The organism is Mycobacteriales bacterium (genome assembly GCA_035550055.1).
Lineage (GTDB): Bacteria > Actinomycetota > Actinomycetes > JAFAQI01 > JAFAQI01 > DASZTV01.
In genome coordinates this window covers 1-16113 of record DASZRO010000012.1, presented here as the reverse complement: position 1 = coordinate 16113, position 16113 = coordinate 1, and the positions used below count along the sequence as shown (strand labels likewise).

Genomic DNA, 16113 nt, shown 5'->3' with positions numbered 1-16113 from the left:
CCTAGGACGCTGGCCTTTCACGCCGGTAACACGGGTTCGAATCCCGTTGGGGGTACCGCAAGTCGAGGTCCTGTGGAGCAGCTGGAGTGCTCGCCGCCCTGTCAAGGCGGAGGTCGCGGGTTCAAATCCCGTCAGGACCGCCAAACCCTCTCGTGACGACATTCGTCCCGGCCCGGCAGCTCGCTCTCGACCTCGCTTTGACGCTCGAGGCGCATCGCTGCAGCCCGCAGTAGGTTTCGCTGGTGAGCTCAGCCGCTGTCCTCGAGCGCGTCGACCGCCCCGGCGTACGCCACCTGCGGTTCAACCGGCCGGCCAAGCTCAACGCGTTGAACCCGCCGCTGCGGGACGCGCTGTGGTCGGAGCTCAACGCGCTGGTCGACGACGCGACGGTCCGTGTCCTCGTGCTGAGCGGGAGTGGTCGGGCGTTCTCCGCCGGGGTCGACCTCGCCGCTTCTTTCGACGAGCGCGAGTCGGGTGACTGGGCCCACGACCGACTGGTCAGCGGCAAGTGGCAGCGCATCCTCGACCTGCTCGAACAGGTCCCGCAGGTGACGGTGGCCAGCATCCAGAGCCACTGCATCGGCGGCGCGGCGCTCGTCGCGGCGGCGTGCGACCTGCGGATCGGCGCCGAGGACCTGAAAGTGCGCATCCCCGAGGTGGCGCTGAACATTCCGCTGACGTGGGCCGGCCTGCCACGGCTGGTTCGCGAGATCGGGCTCCCGCTCACCCGTGACCTGGTGATGACCGGCCGGATCCTCGCCGCGCCGGAGGCGCTCGCGGCCGGTTTCGTCCAGCGCCTCTGCCCGCTGGAAGAGCTCGCCGCGCGGACTGACCAGCTCGTCGCGGAGCTGCTCGCCATGCCGGCCGCTCCGCTGGCGATGACCCGCAGCGCGCTGAGCGCGATCAGTCGCGACCGGCTCGCCAGCACCTCCTGGGCGGATCCCGACCTGCTGCGCTGGGCGGTCAACGAAGGGTCGGGTACGACGAAACGCTCAGCCGCCAGTGAGGGCGTCTCCTAGGTAGTGGCGCAGCATGTCGCCGCGCGCCTGCGACGCCAGTCCCTGCCACGCGACGCGCCCGCGGGAGAGCACCAGGCAGTCGTCGGCGAACGCCAGCGCGCGATGCACGAACTGCTCGATCACGACGATCGTCACCCCGGACTCCCGCGCTTTCGCCAGGCCGTCGAACACGACGTCGACCAGCTTCGGCGCCAACCCCAGGGACAGCTCGTCGGCGATGATGACCTTCGGTGAGGTGGCGAGAGCGCGCGCCAGCGACAGCATCTGCTGCTCGCCCCCGGACAGCCGACCCGCAAGCTGGCCGCGACGATCGGCCAGCACCGGGAACAGCGTGAACGCCGCGTCGAGCACCGCGGCGCGCGCTGCCCGGCCGCCCTCGACACCGGAGGCGGCCATGCGCAGGTTGTCTGCGACGGTCAGGTTGCGGAACACCCCACGACCCTCCGGCAGATGGACGACCCCGGCGCGGCGCAGCGCGTGCGGTGACGACCGCGTCTGATCGGCGCCGTCGTACCGGATCCGCCCACCGGCAACGGGGACCAGCCCGCTCAGCGCCCGGGCCAAGCTGCTCTTGCCCGCGCCGTTGGGCCCGAGCACGGCGAGTACCTTGCCGCGGTCGAGGCGGAACGACACGTCGGAGAGCGCAGCCGCCTCGCCGTAGCGAACCGCGAGCGAGTCGACCTCCAAGGCGACCTCACCCGGTGACGCCGGTGCTGCCTCCGGCACCGGTTGCGGTGCACGATCGCCGGCCGGGGCGCCCGCATCGAGCTCCTCGCCGAGGTAGGCCGCCCGCACGCGCGGGTTCGCCTGCACCTCGGCCGGCGTGCCACTGGCGATCACCCCGCCGAAGTCGATGACGTAGACCCGTGAGCACATCCGCATGACAAGGGAGACGTCGTGCTCGACGAGCAGCACCGACGTGCCGCGCTCCTGCACCACCCGGTTCAGCGTCTGCTCGAACTGGTCGGTCTCCGCCGTGTCGAGGCCGGAGGACGGCTCGTCGAGCAGCAACACCGACGGCTCGCGGGCCAGCGCGCGTCCGAGCTCGACCAGCCGCGCGGTGCCCAGCGGAAGGCCGACGGCGGGGCGTCGCGCGACTCCTTCGAGACCGAGCACCTCGAGGAGCGCGTCGACCTGCTGGTCTTCGGCTTTGGCGGCCGGACGCAAGCTGCCCAGGGTGAGCAGGTCGGTCCACATCCGCTTCGGGGCGTTGCGGGATCGATGCGCCAGGACCAGGTGCTGGCGGACGGTTAGCCCGGCGAACAGCTCCGGGTGCTGGAAGGTCCGCGCCAGTCCCCGCACAGCGCGCAGCTGCGGTCGCTCGTGCGTCACGTCGGCGCCGTCCATGCTGACGCTGCCGGAAGCCGGCCGCAGCAGCCCGGACAGGACTGCGAACAACGTGCTCTTCCCTGCACCGTTCGGGCCGACGAGTCCCACGACCTCCCCGGCGGGCACCGCGAGCGATGCCTTGTTCACGGCGAGCAGCCCACCGAACCGCACCGTGACGTCAGAGCAGGCCAGCCGGTCATCCGACGACCGGCTCACCGCAACCGCGCTATCGCTCATCCGGGCAGCACCTTCGCGACGAGCAGCCGGAGCTGCCGCGCCTGCTGCGCGACGACGCCTTCCGGATGGCGGGCGACCGAGATCGCGCCCAGCCCGAACAGGATCGTGGGGACATCCGCCCAGCGAAGCGGCACGTAGGTCGAGAACACGCCGGGGAGCAGGGTGAAGGTCAACCCGGCGAGCGCGGCCGCGGTCAGCGACCGGACGCCGAGGGTCACCACGACCGCGAGCCACACCAGGCCGAGGAACGGCGGGTAGGACAGCGGCTGGGCGACGTAGGAGTTCATCGCGAGGAAGCCACCACCCACCGCGGCCACGAAGGCCGCGACGGCGCCAGTGATGACCTTCATCTGCAGCACCGACAGGCCGAGCGTCCGGGACGCCGTCGCGCTGTCGCGAACGGCGCGCAGCGCCAACCCGCTCGTCGAGCGCCGCAGGTTGACCGTGAGAAGCGCGAAGATCGCGAAGGCCGCGAGGGTGAGGTAGGAGAACTTCTCGTCGCTGGCGGCGAAACCCGGCCGACTGAGGAAGACACCGATCCCGCCCTGCAGGAAGCGCGGCCTGGTGAAGACCAACCCGTCGACGAGCAGCGCGAACGTCAGCGTCGCGATCGCGACGTAGAGCTCACCCAGCTTGATCGTGACCAGCCCGATCGCCGCCCCCGCAGCCGCAGCGACGCACGCCGCCATCAGCACCGCGACCAGGACCGGCGCGTGAAGGTGGACCGAGAACTGGCCGGTCAGCAGCGCGCCCGCGCCCGCGAAGCTGATCTGCGACAACCACAACATGCCGCCCTCGCCGGTCACCAGCGTGAAGGTGAGGAAGGTCAGCGAGTAACACAGCCCGGTCGCGATCAGGCCGAGCCAGTACGGCGAACCCTTGAACAGCAACGGCAGCAGCGCAACGACGACGAGCGGGGTCGCGGCGAGCAACGCCCCGCGCAGGGTCAACGACGCTGCTTCCGCTGCGGCGAGGTCGGCGTCCTCGTTGGCGGGCTTGACCGCCTTGTCCAACGGTCCGGCGACCCCCGCGTCTTCCTGCAGTGACCCGTACCGGATCGTGTAGACGACGAGCGCGACGAACATGAAGGCGAACGGGATGCTCGGCACGATCGTCGCCGTCCAGCTGCTGTCGACGGGCAGGTACTTCTGGATCACGTCGGTGACCACGCCCATCGCCAGCGCCGCAGCGACGGCACCGGCCAGCGACCGCAGGCGTGCGACCAGCACCGGCGCGAACGCCGCCGCCATCAGTGCCGTCATCCCGCCGACGCTGAGCTCCTGGCTCGGGGCGGCGAGGATCCCGGCGAGGCCCGCAAGAGACGTCGTCACCGCCCACACGCCCACCGCAACCCGGCCCGGGTTCGTCCCGGACAGCGAAACCAGCGCCTCGGAGTCGACGGTGGCGCGCACCTTCAAGCCGAGGTCGGTCCGGCGCAGCAGCAACGTACCGGCGAGGACGACGAAGACCAGGAACCCGTAGGTGATCACCTGGTCGGTGGTGACCGGCGTACCGAAGAAGTGGTAGGGCTTGTCGGTCAGCGCGGCGAGGCCCGGTGCGGTGGTGATCGCCTGGTCGCCCACCCACAGGTTCATGAGGGCGGGCAGCGCGACGTAGAGCCCGATCGTCGCGACCAGCTTGGTGAGGCTGGACTTGCCGCGAAGGAAACGGAACAACGCGAAGTACAACGCCACGCCGAGGGCCGGAGCGAACACCAGCAGCGACACGACGCCCGCGGTGTCGGTGCCCCAGCCGTGCTGGGAGTTCAAGTAGAAGTAGAACCGCGCGACCGTGTAGGCCATCGCGGCGAAGGAGAAGTTCAGTACGCCGGAGGAGACGAAGGTGACGACCAAGCTGGCCGAGGCGATCGCGTAGATCGAACCCAACGCGAGGCCCGCCAGGACGTAGCCGAGCATCACGCTCCCTTTCGCGCCGCGACGGTCTGCGTGGGGGCCGCGGGTCGCCCGGCGCGACCCCCACGAAACGTAACCGGAGCGGCTACCCCGCGCTGACGGTCTTGCCGGCGATCACGGTGCCGCAGACCGGGTCGAGGCCCTTCACGACGTTGAACTTGTCGCCCTCGAGCTGCACGACGTAGTAGCAGTTGTTCGGGCCGGCAACGTTGCTCGGGTCGCTCGGCGTGTACGGCTTGCTGGTCAGGCCGCCCGCGTCGAAGTTCGTGACGCCGCGCAGCGCGGTGATGAGGGCGGTGTTCGACGGGTTGGCGCCCGCGGTCTTCAACGCCGCCTCCAGCAGCAGGATCGAGGTGTAGCCGGTGTAGGTCGGCAGGCCCGGGTGCTGCGTCCCGCCGACCGCGCTCAACGCTGCGAGGAACTTCTGCGTACCCGGCGTGTTCATCTCGACCGGCTCGAAGTAGATGATGAAGTACGCACCCTGCGCCGCTTGGAGCGCCGCCGCACCCGCGTTGAGCAGGTCGCCGCCGTACCCGATCGGCAGCAGCACCGCCTTGATCTTCACGCCGAGCTGCGCAAGCGCGCCGACCAGTGCGAATGACGTGTTCGGGTCGACCTGCGGAGCGAGCGCGTCCACTCCGGCCTGCTTCATCGCCAGCGCGATCGGCTGTACGTCGGTGCTGCCGAACGCGAGCTTGGCGTTGGTGTAGCCGGCCTTCAGCCCGACCGCCTGCACCGAGATCGCGGTGGCCTTCGCCGACTCCGACGAGGTGGGCGAGACGCCGTACCCGAGGGACCCGACGTTGGTCGCGCCGACGGTCTTGAAGAAGTTCCCGCCGACCGTCGTCACCTTGGTGGTGTCGATCGGGCCCGCGACCGAGACCATGTTCGGCGCGCTCACCCACTCCGGTCCGTCGATCGCGGCGCCGACGACCGGCACCTGCTTCTGTGCGAGGAACTGCGCGGCGCCGAAGGTCATCGCCGACGACGCGAGCACGACGTTGACGTGGTCCTGGTTGACCAGCTTCTGCGCGGCAGCGAGGGCCCCGGCCGGTGTGCTCGTCGTGTCGCCGACGACGTACTTGATGTTGTAGCCGTCCTGCTTGGCGACGTAGATGCCGGCCTTCACACCGTCCTGCACGTTGTTCTCGCCGGATGCCGCGGTGCCGGTCACGTCTGTCAGCAGACCGACGGTGATGGTGCCCGCCGCGGAAGTGGTTGACGACGAGTTGCTGCTGGGTGTGCCGCCGGAGGAGCTGCTGCTACACGCGCTCGCGACCGCCGCAAGGGCTACCAGACCAACTAGAGACGTACTCGACGCACGAAGCATTCGCACTTCCTCGCTTCCGCTGGGCGACCCGGATGATCCGCTCTTCGGCGCACCATAGGGCCGCGAAAACGTTCGCGGCAATGCCCGACGGCAAACGATGAATCAATCGTTATCTAGAACGTGTCCGGTTTTCCCACAAATGAGAACGTTCTTATCGCGGGAACCGCAGCGCTCAGACGCGGGCGACGATCCTCGTCAGCAGCGACCGCGAACCGGCGCCACGAAGGTGCGAGTTGAGCGCCCCCAGGACCGGGCAGGTCAGGTCCTGGTCGAGGCGCGCGGTGTACTGCACCAGCCAGGTGATGCCGCCGGTGGCGGTCTGTCGGCACATCGGCTTGGTGCGTGAGGCACCCGCCCGTCCCGATGGCAGCCACTGCGGTACGTCGAGCCGGTAGCGGCCCGCGATCACCCGCCACATGTAGCCGGTCGTGTAGACGCCGAAGCGCCGATGGTTGTGGTGCAGCGCCCGGACCATCCCCTCGAGGACCGCGCGGTTGCGGCGGTGGTTGCGCGTCCACGGCTGCTGGTGGCGGAACTCCACGTCCAGCCACACCATCGGCGAGCGCATGTGCATCCGGCGCATCGTCGACAGCGCGTCGTGGACCTGGCCCGCCCCGTCGTTGCGCAACCGGCACAGCAACCGCCGATGGCAGCGCCCGTACAGGCCACGTCCGGACTGGGCGCGCTGGCGGTGGGTGGGGTAGGAGGCGACCAGATACCCGCCGACCAGCGCGCCGTGCATGCCGGCCCACCGCAGCTGCGAGCGCAGACACGGGTTCACGGTGTGCCCGGTGCCGTGGGTCAGCCCGAGGATGACGTACGCCGGTCGCCCGGCCGGCATGCTCCTCGCGGAGCGCCCGTTGCACTGCGGCCACGACACGTCGTAGCCGTGGGTGTAGGAGAAGCTTCGAGCGGCTGGCGCGGCGGTCGCGGTCTGCGGTCCGGGCACGCCGAAGGCGACGACGGACGCAAGCACGGCGACCGCAGCCCGGATTCGGGCACGGTGCATGTCTGGGGACCCCGTGTATTTGAGAAGGACCGAACGTGGTGATCTTGTAGCGTTATCGAGCCGTTACATGCTTCGACAGCATGTCTGGGGTCCTGTAGGGGTGAGTGTCCGTTTTCTGGCCGCACGCGCCGTACCCATAGACTCGTGCGGTCTCTGCGGCGTACGTCGCGAGGGCAGGTAGCTCAGTTGGTACGAGCGTCCGCCTGAAAAGCGGAAGGTCGGCGGTTCGACCCCGCCCCTGCCCACCAAAAGCCAAGCCCCTGACCTGCGGCTTTGCTCGATCTTGACGACTTGCGCGGACGACGCTGCGGAGCGTGGTCTCAGTTTTGGTCTCAGTTGGGCCAGAGAAGCTCGGCGACGCGTCGCGTCGCGTCGGTTCGCAGGGCGTCGACGACGTGTTGGTAGCGGCGGGTCATCGTGATGTGTGACCAGCCGAGAAGGTCCATGACGGTTCGGGAGTCGACGCCCTGGACGAGAAGCATGGTGGCGGCGGTGTGCCGCGCATCGTGCAGCCGGGCGTCTCGCACGTTGGCCGCGTTGAGCAGCGCCTTCCAGCTGCGCAGGTCCGCGCGGGGGTCAAGCGGTCGCCCGTCGGGCTGGCAGAACACGAGGCCTTTGTCGGCCCAGCCTTCCGTGGCCACCCGCTGGTCTCGGAGCGTTCGGAGTTGTTGAACGAGCGGTGGCGGCAGCGGGATGACGCGACGGCCTGCCCGGGACTTGGGCGGCACCAAGGTCAAGCCGCCGCCGGTGCGGTCTGGGCAGTCGGCGCCTCGCGTCCGGCCGCATGTCGCTGGCTGTCCGCATCCGTGGCGCCAGACGATCCGTTGCAGGGCTCGTCGCACGGTCAGTGTGGGTGGGTCGGCGTCGAGGTCGAGGTCGTTCCACTGCAGGCCGAGTGCCTCACCCTGCCGGAGGCCCAGGGCCAGGGCGATGGAGAACCGTACGCCGTTGGGCAACGCGCTTGCGGCGGCGAGGATCGCCTTGGCCTCGTCGATCGTGAGGGGCTCGATCTCGAGGTCGGTGAGTCGGGGCGGGCGCGCGCGGGCGGCAGGGTTGGTGCTGATCCGGCCGCGGTTGAACGCCTCGCCTAACGCGGTGCGGAGGGTTCGGTGGGTCTGGTGCACGGTGCCCGGTGACAGGCCGGAGTCGAGCATCGCGGCGTACATCGATTCGATGTGCTCAGGTGTCAGGCGGTCGAGACGGTGCCGTCCGATTCCGGGAATGAGATGGCGGTACACCGCGGTCCGGTAGGCCGCCAGAGACTTCGGCCTGACGCTGGGAGCAGCGATCCGCTCGACCCAGTGCGTGAGCCACACCTGCACTGTTGGCGCTCGGCCGGCTGTTGCGGCCCGGCCGGTGTCGCGGGCTCGTTCGAGTTCTCGCACTTTCGCGGCGACGTCGCGTTGAGTGGCGGCGGTCACGTGCCGGCGGTCGGGTCGCCCGTCGTCGGTGGTGCCCATGGAGACTCGGCCGTGCCAGCGACCGTTGCGGTCGCGGTAGATCGAGCTCTCGCCGTTGCTGCGCCGCGGCCGTCTTTCATTCGCGCGGTGGTCCACATCCATCACGGTGGAGGCGTCGTGGTGGAGTAAGCCGCGTTGCGAACCAATCTGTGGATATTGACGCCGGGCGGCGGGCTCCGACGCCCAGCCGACTCCCGGTAGCTCGCGACGGGCTCTTTGACCCGCGCACCGCAAACGTCACCGCTGCGCACCACGACTCGGGCTACTCACCAGTTGGCGTGGTGCACCTGACATCGAGGAGTGGTGCGCGCACCGTGGTTGGCGTGGGAGAGGTCTTTCGCCTGTACGACGGTCGCACCACGGCGTACCTCGGCGAGTTCAGCGACCGTCGGCAGGCGTGGGCAGCTGCCGACGATCATCTGATCGCCGCGATGCTGCGCCGGGATGAGTGGGTGACCGGCGAATATCTGGTGATCTCGGTCGACCCGAAAGGCGTCGTCTGCGCGGACTCGCAAGTCACTTACCTCGGCCCGCCCGAGCATCCCGACGAGTGCCGGCTGTGGCTGCGCACCTTGCCCGGTCGCGGATGACCGAGGTGGCGATCGTCTCGGAGAGACAAGTGTGTGCCGGTGTGGTGCAGGTGTTCGCGAGGGCGGAACGGCTTGGCCGAGGGCCGGGGTGAGACGACGGATGGCGTATCGACTGAGGCGCGGGACTACGGCAGGGCGCTCGGCGACGACGAGGCGGACAGTGGTGATGCCCTGCGTCTGGCCGCCGTCTGTAAAGCGGACCGGTGACGTTTCCGGTGCGCGCCGCAGCGAGCCTTCGCACTCTGCTAGCCACCTCGGGAGGTTCGTATGAGCGCACTGCTGTCCGTTGACGACGTCGCCACGGAGCTCGGCACGCCGGTCCGCTTTGTCAGGCGGCTCATCCAAGAGCGGCGAATCCGCTTCCACAAGATCGGAAAGTACGTCCGAATCAGCCGTCACGACCTGGAGGCGTTCGTCGCCGCCGCGGTTGTTGACCCCTTGCCTTCGCGTCCAGGCGGGAGTGGACCAGGCCGCAACGGCCCGAACCTCCCACTTCCCGTCGCGCGGGACGCGTAGGCTTCGAGCGTGGCGGGCCGGCAGATCAAGCAGCTCGTTCGCGCCCATCGGGACGGCGACGACCTCGCCTTCCGGCGCGCCGCCCAGGAGATCATCGAAGAGGAAGAAGCGAGACAGCATCTCGCCCTTGCGCGAGACCTCCGACAGTTGTTGGTGGGGGGGTCTGGCACCTCGGTCGACGCTGACAGCCCCCCTTTGGCGAGCCCTCCGAGGGATGCGGACAGCGGCATCCCGCTTCTTGATGTCCGTGTCCCCGACCGCCCGCTGACCGAGCTGTCGCTGTCGGGCGCGACTGAAGCGGCGATCGCCGGCCTTGCGCGGGAGGTTCACAGTTGGCCCGTGCTCGACGACGCAGGCATTCCTCGACGGCAGCGCGTCCTCTTCACGGGACCACCTGGCTGCGGCAAGACGTCAGCCGCCGAGGGGATCGCTGCAGAAATCGGCCTGCCTCTGGCGGTCATGCGAGTCGACGCGGTCGTGTCCAGCTACCTGGGCGAGACATCGTCAAATCTGCGTCGTGTGTTCGAGTACAGCGAGCGTGTGCCAGTCGTACTGCTCTTCGATGAGTTCGATGCCCTTGGAAAGGAGCGCGCCGATCCGACTGATCATGGCGAGCTGCGAAGGGTTGTTAGCGCCGTACTTCAACTCATCGAGCGGTACCGCGGACCGTCGTTGTTGATCGCGGCAACGAACCATGCTGACGTCCTCGACTCAGCGCTATGGCGACGATTCGACGAGGTTGTTGCTTTTCCGCTGCCCACCGTCGCGCAGCTCAAGGCAGTCCTTCGTGGCGTCTTGCGTGACGTTCGAGGCTTGAACCTTGATCGCGCTGCGTCCGCGTTGAAGGGTCAACCGCATGCAGCGGCCGAGAAGGCAGCCTTTGACGCACTGCGTATTGCCATCCTTGCTGGACGCATACGGCCGACCTCTGACGACGTGTGGACGGCAATCCAAGGAGTCCTCGCTCGACCTTGGTGATTCGCGGCCATCACCACATGACGACGGGGATGAATCGTGCCTGAGCACCTCCCGCTTCCTGATCCGGAGCCGGTCGATGGCCATCGGGCTCCCCCGGGGTTCAACCCGGATCGGCCGCCGCCCGACCGAGACAGACACGGGCCAGCGCTCGCGGCCGAGCTCGCGTCGGCCGTCGCGGATCCCGCCTCAGCTCCGCCGGTTGTCGAAGGCGTCGATCCCTCGCGCGTCCTGAAACTGCGAGCTACCGGCCGTCTGAGCGTCGGCACACTTCGCCGCCGGCTCCCGCTTCTCGCCGAGGACGCGCACTGGGGTTACTACGTACTCGCGGACGATGACCAGTTGCGGGAGTTCGCTGAGGCGGTGTCGGGATACGCCGAAGGTTCGTTGTCCGGTCACGGCGTTCCTGCGTTGATCACGATGCTTCAGACGATCGAAGGGATTGAGCCTTACGGTCCGAGTGACCGCAGTGGAGCGGGCTTGGCCGAGCTGTCGTTCGACGAGCCCGAGTTGGTGGATATCCTCGTCTGGCCATCTGCGTCCGTTGGTGAGGCGCGAGGCCGCCTGGCGCAGGTAACAGCTGCGATTCGAACCATAGAAGGCTCCGCCGAAATTGCGTCCGACGAACGTCCGGCGTCGACCGTCTTGCGCGCCCGCCTATCTCGTGAGGCGGTCGAGCTTGTTCTGCACGTCGCTGTCGTGGAGAAAGTCCGCCCAGCACCCCGCCCACTGATCGAGCCGCCCGAGCTTCGTGCGGCTGACGCCAGGGACCTTGCTGTTCCGCCTCCCGGCGACGCTCTATTAGGTGTCATCGATGACGGCGTTGCCGCCGCGCACCCGCTTCTCGCCGGCTTGGTGGTGGCTCATCAGGGGTTTCCAAGCACGTACGGCTACGGAGCGCCGGGCCCGCACGGCACCAATGTGGCCGGTCTTGCTGCATTCGGCGATTTCGAGGAAGCGTTCGCCGGAAGCCTAAGCCTTCCCGTTCCCGCCCGCGTCATTGCCGCTCGTGTACTCGAACCCGATCCGTACCTGGCCAACCGCAACCGGTTTGCCGACGTCGCGTTGCCGCACGAGGCGTTCGAGGAGGCGCTGCGATGGATGGTCACCGAGCACGGTGTGCGCGTTGTCGTGGCCGCGATCGCGGACCCGTACGGATTCCAGGGACCACTCGTGGACGAGTTCACAGTCACAGTCGATTCCCTTGTCCGCGAGCTGGATGTCGTCATTGTCACGGCCTGCGGCAATGTTTACGACGGACTGACTTCGGACGGCGCCGGCGGCACCGCCAATGCCGTGCGGGACTACCCCGGCTACCTCACGCGGGACGTCGCGCGGGTTGCCGAGCCCGGAACTGCAGCCCTCGCCCTCACCGTTGGATCGGTGGCTAGAACGGACGCCCCTGCCACCGCGTCAGGAACGACGCCGCTTGGGTACCGCGCAGTCGCCGGGCCGGGCATGCCATCGCCGTTCTCGCGGAGTGGACCGGGCCCAGGGCCAGCGTCAGCGGGTAGCCAGAAGCCAGATCTCTCGCACTACGGCGGGAACCTTGTCATCACGGACCACGGCACTCTTGAGTGGCACAACCAGGGCGTTGGCTCGATCACGCTGCACCACCAGCCGGCGGCCCGGCATTTTGCGGCCGTGAATGGCACAAGCTTCGCGGCGCCGCGCGTAGCGCGGGTCGCGGCCGAGGTCGCAGCCACATACCCCGACGCTTCGGCGAACCTCATTCGCGCACTGGTCGCTCTCTCAGCTCGTCGTTCCGCGCCCGAGGGCGCGCTCCCCGATGACCTGATCTGGCGGACTATCGGTTATGGCATTCCCGACATCGATCGGGCGGTCCAATCCGTGGGCTCGAGGGTGGTTCTGATGTTCGACGGCGAGATCGATCCCGACGGGACACATATCCATGCAGTACCCCTGCCGCGCGATTTCGTCGAGGCCAGTACGAGCCGCACTCTCCGAGTTGCCTATGCGTTCGATCCGCCTGTGCGACGGCAGCGCCGTGAGTACATCGCAGGCAAGATGCGCGTCGACCTTGTGCACGGCCTCGACCCGCTGACGATCGCTGAGATCTACGGGCCGCAGCCGTCGTGGCAAGCCCTGCGAGCAGACCCGTCTCTGGTGCGCCAATCGTTGCCCGACGCGAGCCACCGCTATCAGCTCACGCCTGGTGTAAACCGCACACTCGGCTCAACCCTCGCCGTACAGGAGTTGCGCCGCACACAACTACCCGACGAAGCGCACTACCTGGTGGTCGCCCACCTGCGGGAAGCCTGGGCGCGGACGGCTGCCTTCAGCTACGACCGGCAGCGATACGCCGTCGTCGTGGAACTGGTGGACGAAGAGCGGCCAGGCCTTGATCTGTACGCTGCCGCCCGTACAGAACTCACTGCCCTTCGTGCTCGTCTCCGAGGGCGCGCCGGCCGCTAGCGGTGGCGTGCGCGGACGGGCGTGCACCCACGCGTGAGCGCTCTAAAGACGAAGGCGACGTGGGCTTTCGCTTAGTGGCGAAGCGAGGAAGCCGACGTTCCAGGGTTTGGGGCAGCCACCAGTTGTAGCGGCCGAGTAGTTGCATCGTGGCGGGCAGCAGCAGGCCGCGGACAATGAGGGCATCGACGGCGATCGCGACTGCCATCGCGAGCCCGAACATCTTGACGGTTCGCGCGTCGGCGAACACCAGCGAGGTGAACAGCACGATCATCACTGCAGCGCCGGCCGTGACGATGCGGCCCGTTGTGGCCAGGCCTTCGGTGATGGCGGTGTCGTTGTCGCCGGTGCGATTCCACTCCTGCCGAATTCGCGACACGAGGAAGACCTCGTAGTCCATCGAAAGCCCGAACACGACGGGAAACAGCAGCAGCGGCAGGAAGACCTCGAGCGGCCCCCGGTAATCGACGCCGAGCAGCCGCAGACCCCATCCCCACTGGAAGACGGCGACCACCACTCCGAACGCGGCGGCTACAGAAAGCAGGTTCATCACGCCGGCTTTGATCGGCACGATCACCGACCGGAAGAGGACGAGCAGAAGAAGCAGCGAGATCCCGATGACGGCGCCGAGCACGTACGGCATGGAATGACTCACGGCATGCGCAAGGTCGACGTTGATCGCTGCCGAACCGCCGACATCAATCGTGACCCCGTGGTGCCTCAACGCGTCTGCCACGGGTCCACGGAGCCGCTGCAGGACGGCTGTGCTCTGCGTCGCGTTTGGGGCGCTTTCGGGGTAGACGTCCACTGCGAAGCGCTGCCCATCCCTCGACAGCTCGGTCACGCCTAGTCCCGCGACCCCGGGCGTGCCGGCCAACGCCGTACGAACGGCCGGTACGGCGGCACGGGTGCCAGCCTGTTGTCCGCCCGTGGGTGTTGCGACGACGGTAAAGGCTGAAGTGAGCCCGGGGCCGAACGCCTGCGTTGCATAGGCGTAGGCCCGATGTGACGGAGTATTCGCGTTGTCGGTGCTGGCCTCGGCGTTACCCACGCGCAGCGCGAGTGCCGGCGCCGCCAACAGCGTCAGCAGCACCAGCGCGGCGCCCGCCGCGAGGAACGGGCGGCCTTGCACGCGTCGCGACCAGTTCGCCCACCAGGTCGAGCGACTCCCGAGCTCGCTGGTGCGCATTGCCGGTAGCCGCCACCGATCCAGGTGTGCGCCGAGGCGCCCAAGCACCGCGGGCAGAAGGGTCGTGGCCGCGACGACGGTCGGCACCACCACGACGGACACTCCGACCGCTAGGCCATGCACGAACGGCAAGGGCACGGTGTAGAGACCGAACATGGCGACGATCACGGTGCTTCCGGCGAAGACCACCGCACGCCCGGACGCGGCGATCGCCGCTTCCGCCGCTGCTGGAGGTGCGAGCCCCTGTTGCGTGGCCGCGCGGTAACGGGCGAGGACGAGCAGCGCGTAGTCGATCCCAACCCCGAGCCCGACCGTCGTCGCCACCTGTGTGGCGAAGGTCGGGATCGCGACCACGTGGCTGAGAAGCGCCATACCGGCCAGTCCCACTGCGAGCGCGACGCCCGCCGAGGCCAACGCGATCGCGACCGCGGCGGCGGATCCGAACGCGATCAGCAGTACGACGACGGTGGCGAGAATCGCGACCGACTCGGCCGCCGACGGCGCATTCGCTTCCGCGTTCTCGGTGGCCTGACCGCTCACCCCGACTGCCAGGACCGGACCGTTGGCGCGGTCAACGACGTCGAGCACCCGCCGTACCGACGCAGTCGGCACCGCGTCCGTCGCCTCCCGGAACCGCAACGACGTCACGGCGGTCTGCGAGTCGGTCGAGAGCTGCGCCGTGGTGCGCGACAGCGGATCGCCCACTGCCGCCACGTCAGGCAGCGTCCTCAGCCGCTCGGTGAGGCGCGTGATCGCCGCGCGGGGTTGCGGGGCGAGGAGGGAGCCGTGCACCGCGTGCACGACCAGAAGCTCCCGGTCGCCCTGGTAGCCGGCGAAGTGGGTGACGAGCGCGTCGGTCGCTCGCTGGGAATCGGTGCCCGGCAGCCGGAAGTCGGTGCGGTACCGGCCACCTAACACGACGAGCACCGCCGTGGCCGCACCGCCGGCGAATAGCCAGGCGGCGATCACGGCCCGGTGATGCCGGATGCACCACCCGCCGACGCGTCGCCGCCGATGCGGCGCCTCTTGCCTCGCGATATACCGTCTGGTATCTCTCATACCAGAGCGAATCGTCATGGGCGGACCGTACCGCTCGGTATCTGATTGTCAAGGCGGGATCTCGCGGCATGATGAAGGGATGCCGGTCGAACGCCTCACCCCGGAACGTCGCCGGCAACTGACCCGCGACGCGCTCATCGCAGCGGCCGCCGACGTCTTCACGCGCAAGGGCTTCCAGGCCGCGTCACTCGAAGAGATCGCGGACACCGCCGGGTTCACCAAGGGGGCGATCTACTCCAACTTCGGCAGCAAGGAAGAGTTACTCCACGCCGTAATCGGTCACGTCAAGGAACGCGGCCTCGCCGGAATCGCCGATACGCTCGACACCGAGGCTCACAACGGACCGGAGCATGGCGCGGTCGCCGCAGCGCGACCGTGGGAGAAGCTCCTCGGCCGCTCCGACGACCTGCTGGCACTCTCTCTCGAGCTACGGCTCTACGCGATTCGCAACCCCGAAGCCCGCGAGCGGGTCGCGGAACTCGAACGCGAAGTCAGCGACCACCTCGCTGCGTTCATCGAGGACGCGTTCGCTCGCCAGCAGCGCACGCTTTCCGTTGCTGCGATCGACCTCGCCGACCTCGGTCGGGCTGCCGTGGACGGCCTTGAGCAGCTCGCCGCGATCGATCCCTCCCGGGCCGGGCACTACCAGCGACTGGTGGAACTGCTGTTCGTCTTGTTGGCGAAGGCGGCAAGCGAACCGTGATGGACTCGACAGCCTTCCTGCATCTGCCAAAGCGTGCGCGGGCCACGGGTGGAGCACCTTGCCGGCTTGGTCTCAGTTTTGGTCTCAGTTGTGGGCCGCGTGGCCTCTGATTGCCGTAGCTGACCTTTGCTGACCGGTGAGACGAAAACGTGTATTGAGCTGCGGAAACGCCACCAAGCAGCGGTCAACGGCAGAGTCCAACGGAGCCCGGGCCCACAACTGAAAAGCGGAAGGTCGGCGGTTCGACCCCGCCCCTGCCCACCACTAGCGCGGATGTGCCACCGCTGCCGCTACAGCGCTACCGATGTGTCATTCGCATCGCCGCGTAGCCTCGCTACTCGTGCCAGCTCT

The 16113-nt window shown here is 68.4% G+C and carries 12 protein-coding genes and 2 tRNA genes; 8 read left to right on the top strand and 6 right to left on the bottom strand.

Going from position 1 to position 16113, the window contains the following annotated elements; all coding sequences use genetic code 11:
• The first annotated feature begins 66 nt into the window (after nucleotides 1-66).
• A tRNA-Asp gene (locus VG899_01800) sits at nucleotides 67-143 on the top strand.
• A 99-nt stretch (nucleotides 144-242) separates the two neighbouring features.
• Complete coding sequence (locus tag VG899_01795; protein ID HWA65088.1) at nucleotides 243-1019, top strand: enoyl-CoA hydratase/isomerase family protein; 777 nt, start codon at nucleotides 243-245, stop codon at nucleotides 1017-1019.
• Here VG899_01795 and VG899_01790 read toward each other — a convergent pair.
• The 4 genes from VG899_01790 to VG899_01775 all read right to left on the bottom strand — a co-directional run bounded on the left by VG899_01790 (nucleotide 993) and on the right by VG899_01775 (nucleotide 6837).
• On the bottom strand, nucleotides 993-2585 hold the full coding sequence (locus tag VG899_01790; protein HWA65087.1) for an ATP-binding cassette domain-containing protein: 1593 nt from the start codon (nucleotides 2583-2585) through the stop codon (nucleotides 993-995). The two genes, VG899_01795 and VG899_01790, sit on opposite strands and share 27 nt — an antisense overlap.
• Nucleotides 2582-4501 carry an ABC transporter permease gene (locus VG899_01785; GenBank protein HWA65086.1) on the bottom strand — a complete coding sequence of 640 codons (1920 nt, stop codon included), beginning with the start codon at nucleotides 4499-4501 and terminating at the stop codon, nucleotides 2582-2584. Before VG899_01785 ends, VG899_01790 begins: the two co-directional genes overlap by 4 nt.
• A gap of 82 nt (nucleotides 4502-4583) precedes the next feature.
• On the bottom strand, nucleotides 4584-5828 hold the full coding sequence (locus tag VG899_01780) for an ABC transporter substrate-binding protein (GenBank protein ID HWA65085.1): 1245 nt from the start codon (nucleotides 5826-5828) through the stop codon (nucleotides 4584-4586).
• Between the two features lie 172 nt (nucleotides 5829-6000).
• Nucleotides 6001-6837 carry a hypothetical protein gene (locus VG899_01775; protein HWA65084.1) on the bottom strand — a complete coding sequence of 279 codons (837 nt, stop codon included), beginning with the start codon at nucleotides 6835-6837 and terminating at the stop codon, nucleotides 6001-6003.
• A gap of 171 nt (nucleotides 6838-7008) precedes the next feature.
• Here VG899_01775 and VG899_01770 point away from each other — a divergent pair.
• Nucleotides 7009-7085: transfer RNA gene (locus VG899_01770), tRNA-Phe, on the top strand.
• An 84-nt stretch (nucleotides 7086-7169) separates the two neighbouring features.
• On the opposite strand, the gene VG899_01765 is transcribed toward VG899_01770, so the two are convergent.
• Nucleotides 7170-8393: a tyrosine-type recombinase/integrase gene (locus VG899_01765; GenBank protein HWA65083.1), complete on the bottom strand. Its 1224-nt coding sequence runs from the start codon at nucleotides 8391-8393 to the stop codon at nucleotides 7170-7172.
• Nucleotides 8394-8620: 227 nt separating this feature from the next.
• Here VG899_01765 and VG899_01760 point away from each other — a divergent pair, with 227 nt between their 5' ends.
• The 4 genes from VG899_01760 (at nucleotide 8621) to VG899_01745 (ending at nucleotide 12814) form a co-directional block, all read left to right on the top strand.
• The gene (locus VG899_01760; GenBank protein ID HWA65082.1) at nucleotides 8621-8887 is read left to right on the top strand and encodes a hypothetical protein; all 267 of its coding nucleotides are present in this window, start codon (nucleotides 8621-8623) and stop codon (nucleotides 8885-8887) included.
• A gap of 267 nt (nucleotides 8888-9154) precedes the next feature.
• On the top strand, nucleotides 9155-9403 hold the full coding sequence (locus VG899_01755) for a helix-turn-helix domain-containing protein (protein ID HWA65081.1): 249 nt from the start codon (nucleotides 9155-9157) through the stop codon (nucleotides 9401-9403).
• Nucleotides 9404-9412: 9 nt separating this feature from the next.
• Entirely contained in the window at nucleotides 9413-10381 is a 969-nt protein-coding gene (locus VG899_01750) for an ATP-binding protein (GenBank protein ID HWA65080.1), read from the top strand.
• A gap of 36 nt (nucleotides 10382-10417) precedes the next feature.
• Entirely contained in the window at nucleotides 10418-12814 is a 2397-nt protein-coding gene (locus VG899_01745) for a S8 family serine peptidase (protein ID HWA65079.1), read from the top strand.
• On the opposite strand, the gene VG899_01740 is transcribed toward VG899_01745, so the two are convergent.
• Nucleotides 12771-15059: an MMPL family transporter gene (locus VG899_01740; GenBank protein ID HWA65078.1), complete on the bottom strand. Its 2289-nt coding sequence runs from the start codon at nucleotides 15057-15059 to the stop codon at nucleotides 12771-12773. The genes VG899_01745 and VG899_01740 overlap by 44 nt on opposite strands.
• Nucleotides 15060-15075: 16 nt before the next feature.
• On the opposite strand from VG899_01740, the gene VG899_01735 reads away from it, so the two are divergent.
• Nucleotides 15076-15762, top strand: a complete 687-nt coding sequence (locus VG899_01735; GenBank protein ID HWA65077.1) for a TetR/AcrR family transcriptional regulator — start codon at nucleotides 15076-15078, stop codon at nucleotides 15760-15762.
• Nucleotides 15763-16113: the final 351 nt, after the last annotated feature.

Coding starts and splice junctions, on each gene's coding strand:
- VG899_01775 (HWA65084.1), bottom strand. CDS start 6,837: ATGCACCGTGCCCGAATCCGGGCTGCGGTCGCCGTGCTTGCGTCCGTC.
- VG899_01755 (HWA65081.1), top strand. CDS start 9,155: ATGAGCGCACTGCTGTCCGTTGACGACGTCGCCACGGAGCTCGGCACG.
- VG899_01740 (HWA65078.1), bottom strand. CDS start 15,059: ATGAGAGATACCAGACGGTATATCGCGAGGCAAGAGGCGCCGCATCGG.
- VG899_01735 (HWA65077.1), top strand. CDS start 15,076: ATGGGCGGACCGTACCGCTCGGTATCTGATTGTCAAGGCGGGATCTCG.
- VG899_01780 (HWA65085.1), bottom strand. CDS start 5,828: ATGCTTCGTGCGTCGAGTACGTCTCTAGTTGGTCTGGTAGCCCTTGCG.
- VG899_01790 (HWA65087.1), bottom strand. CDS start 2,585: ATGAGCGATAGCGCGGTTGCGGTGAGCCGGTCGTCGGATGACCGGCTG.
- VG899_01785 (HWA65086.1), bottom strand. CDS start 4,501: ATGCTCGGCTACGTCCTGGCGGGCCTCGCGTTGGGTTCGATCTACGCG.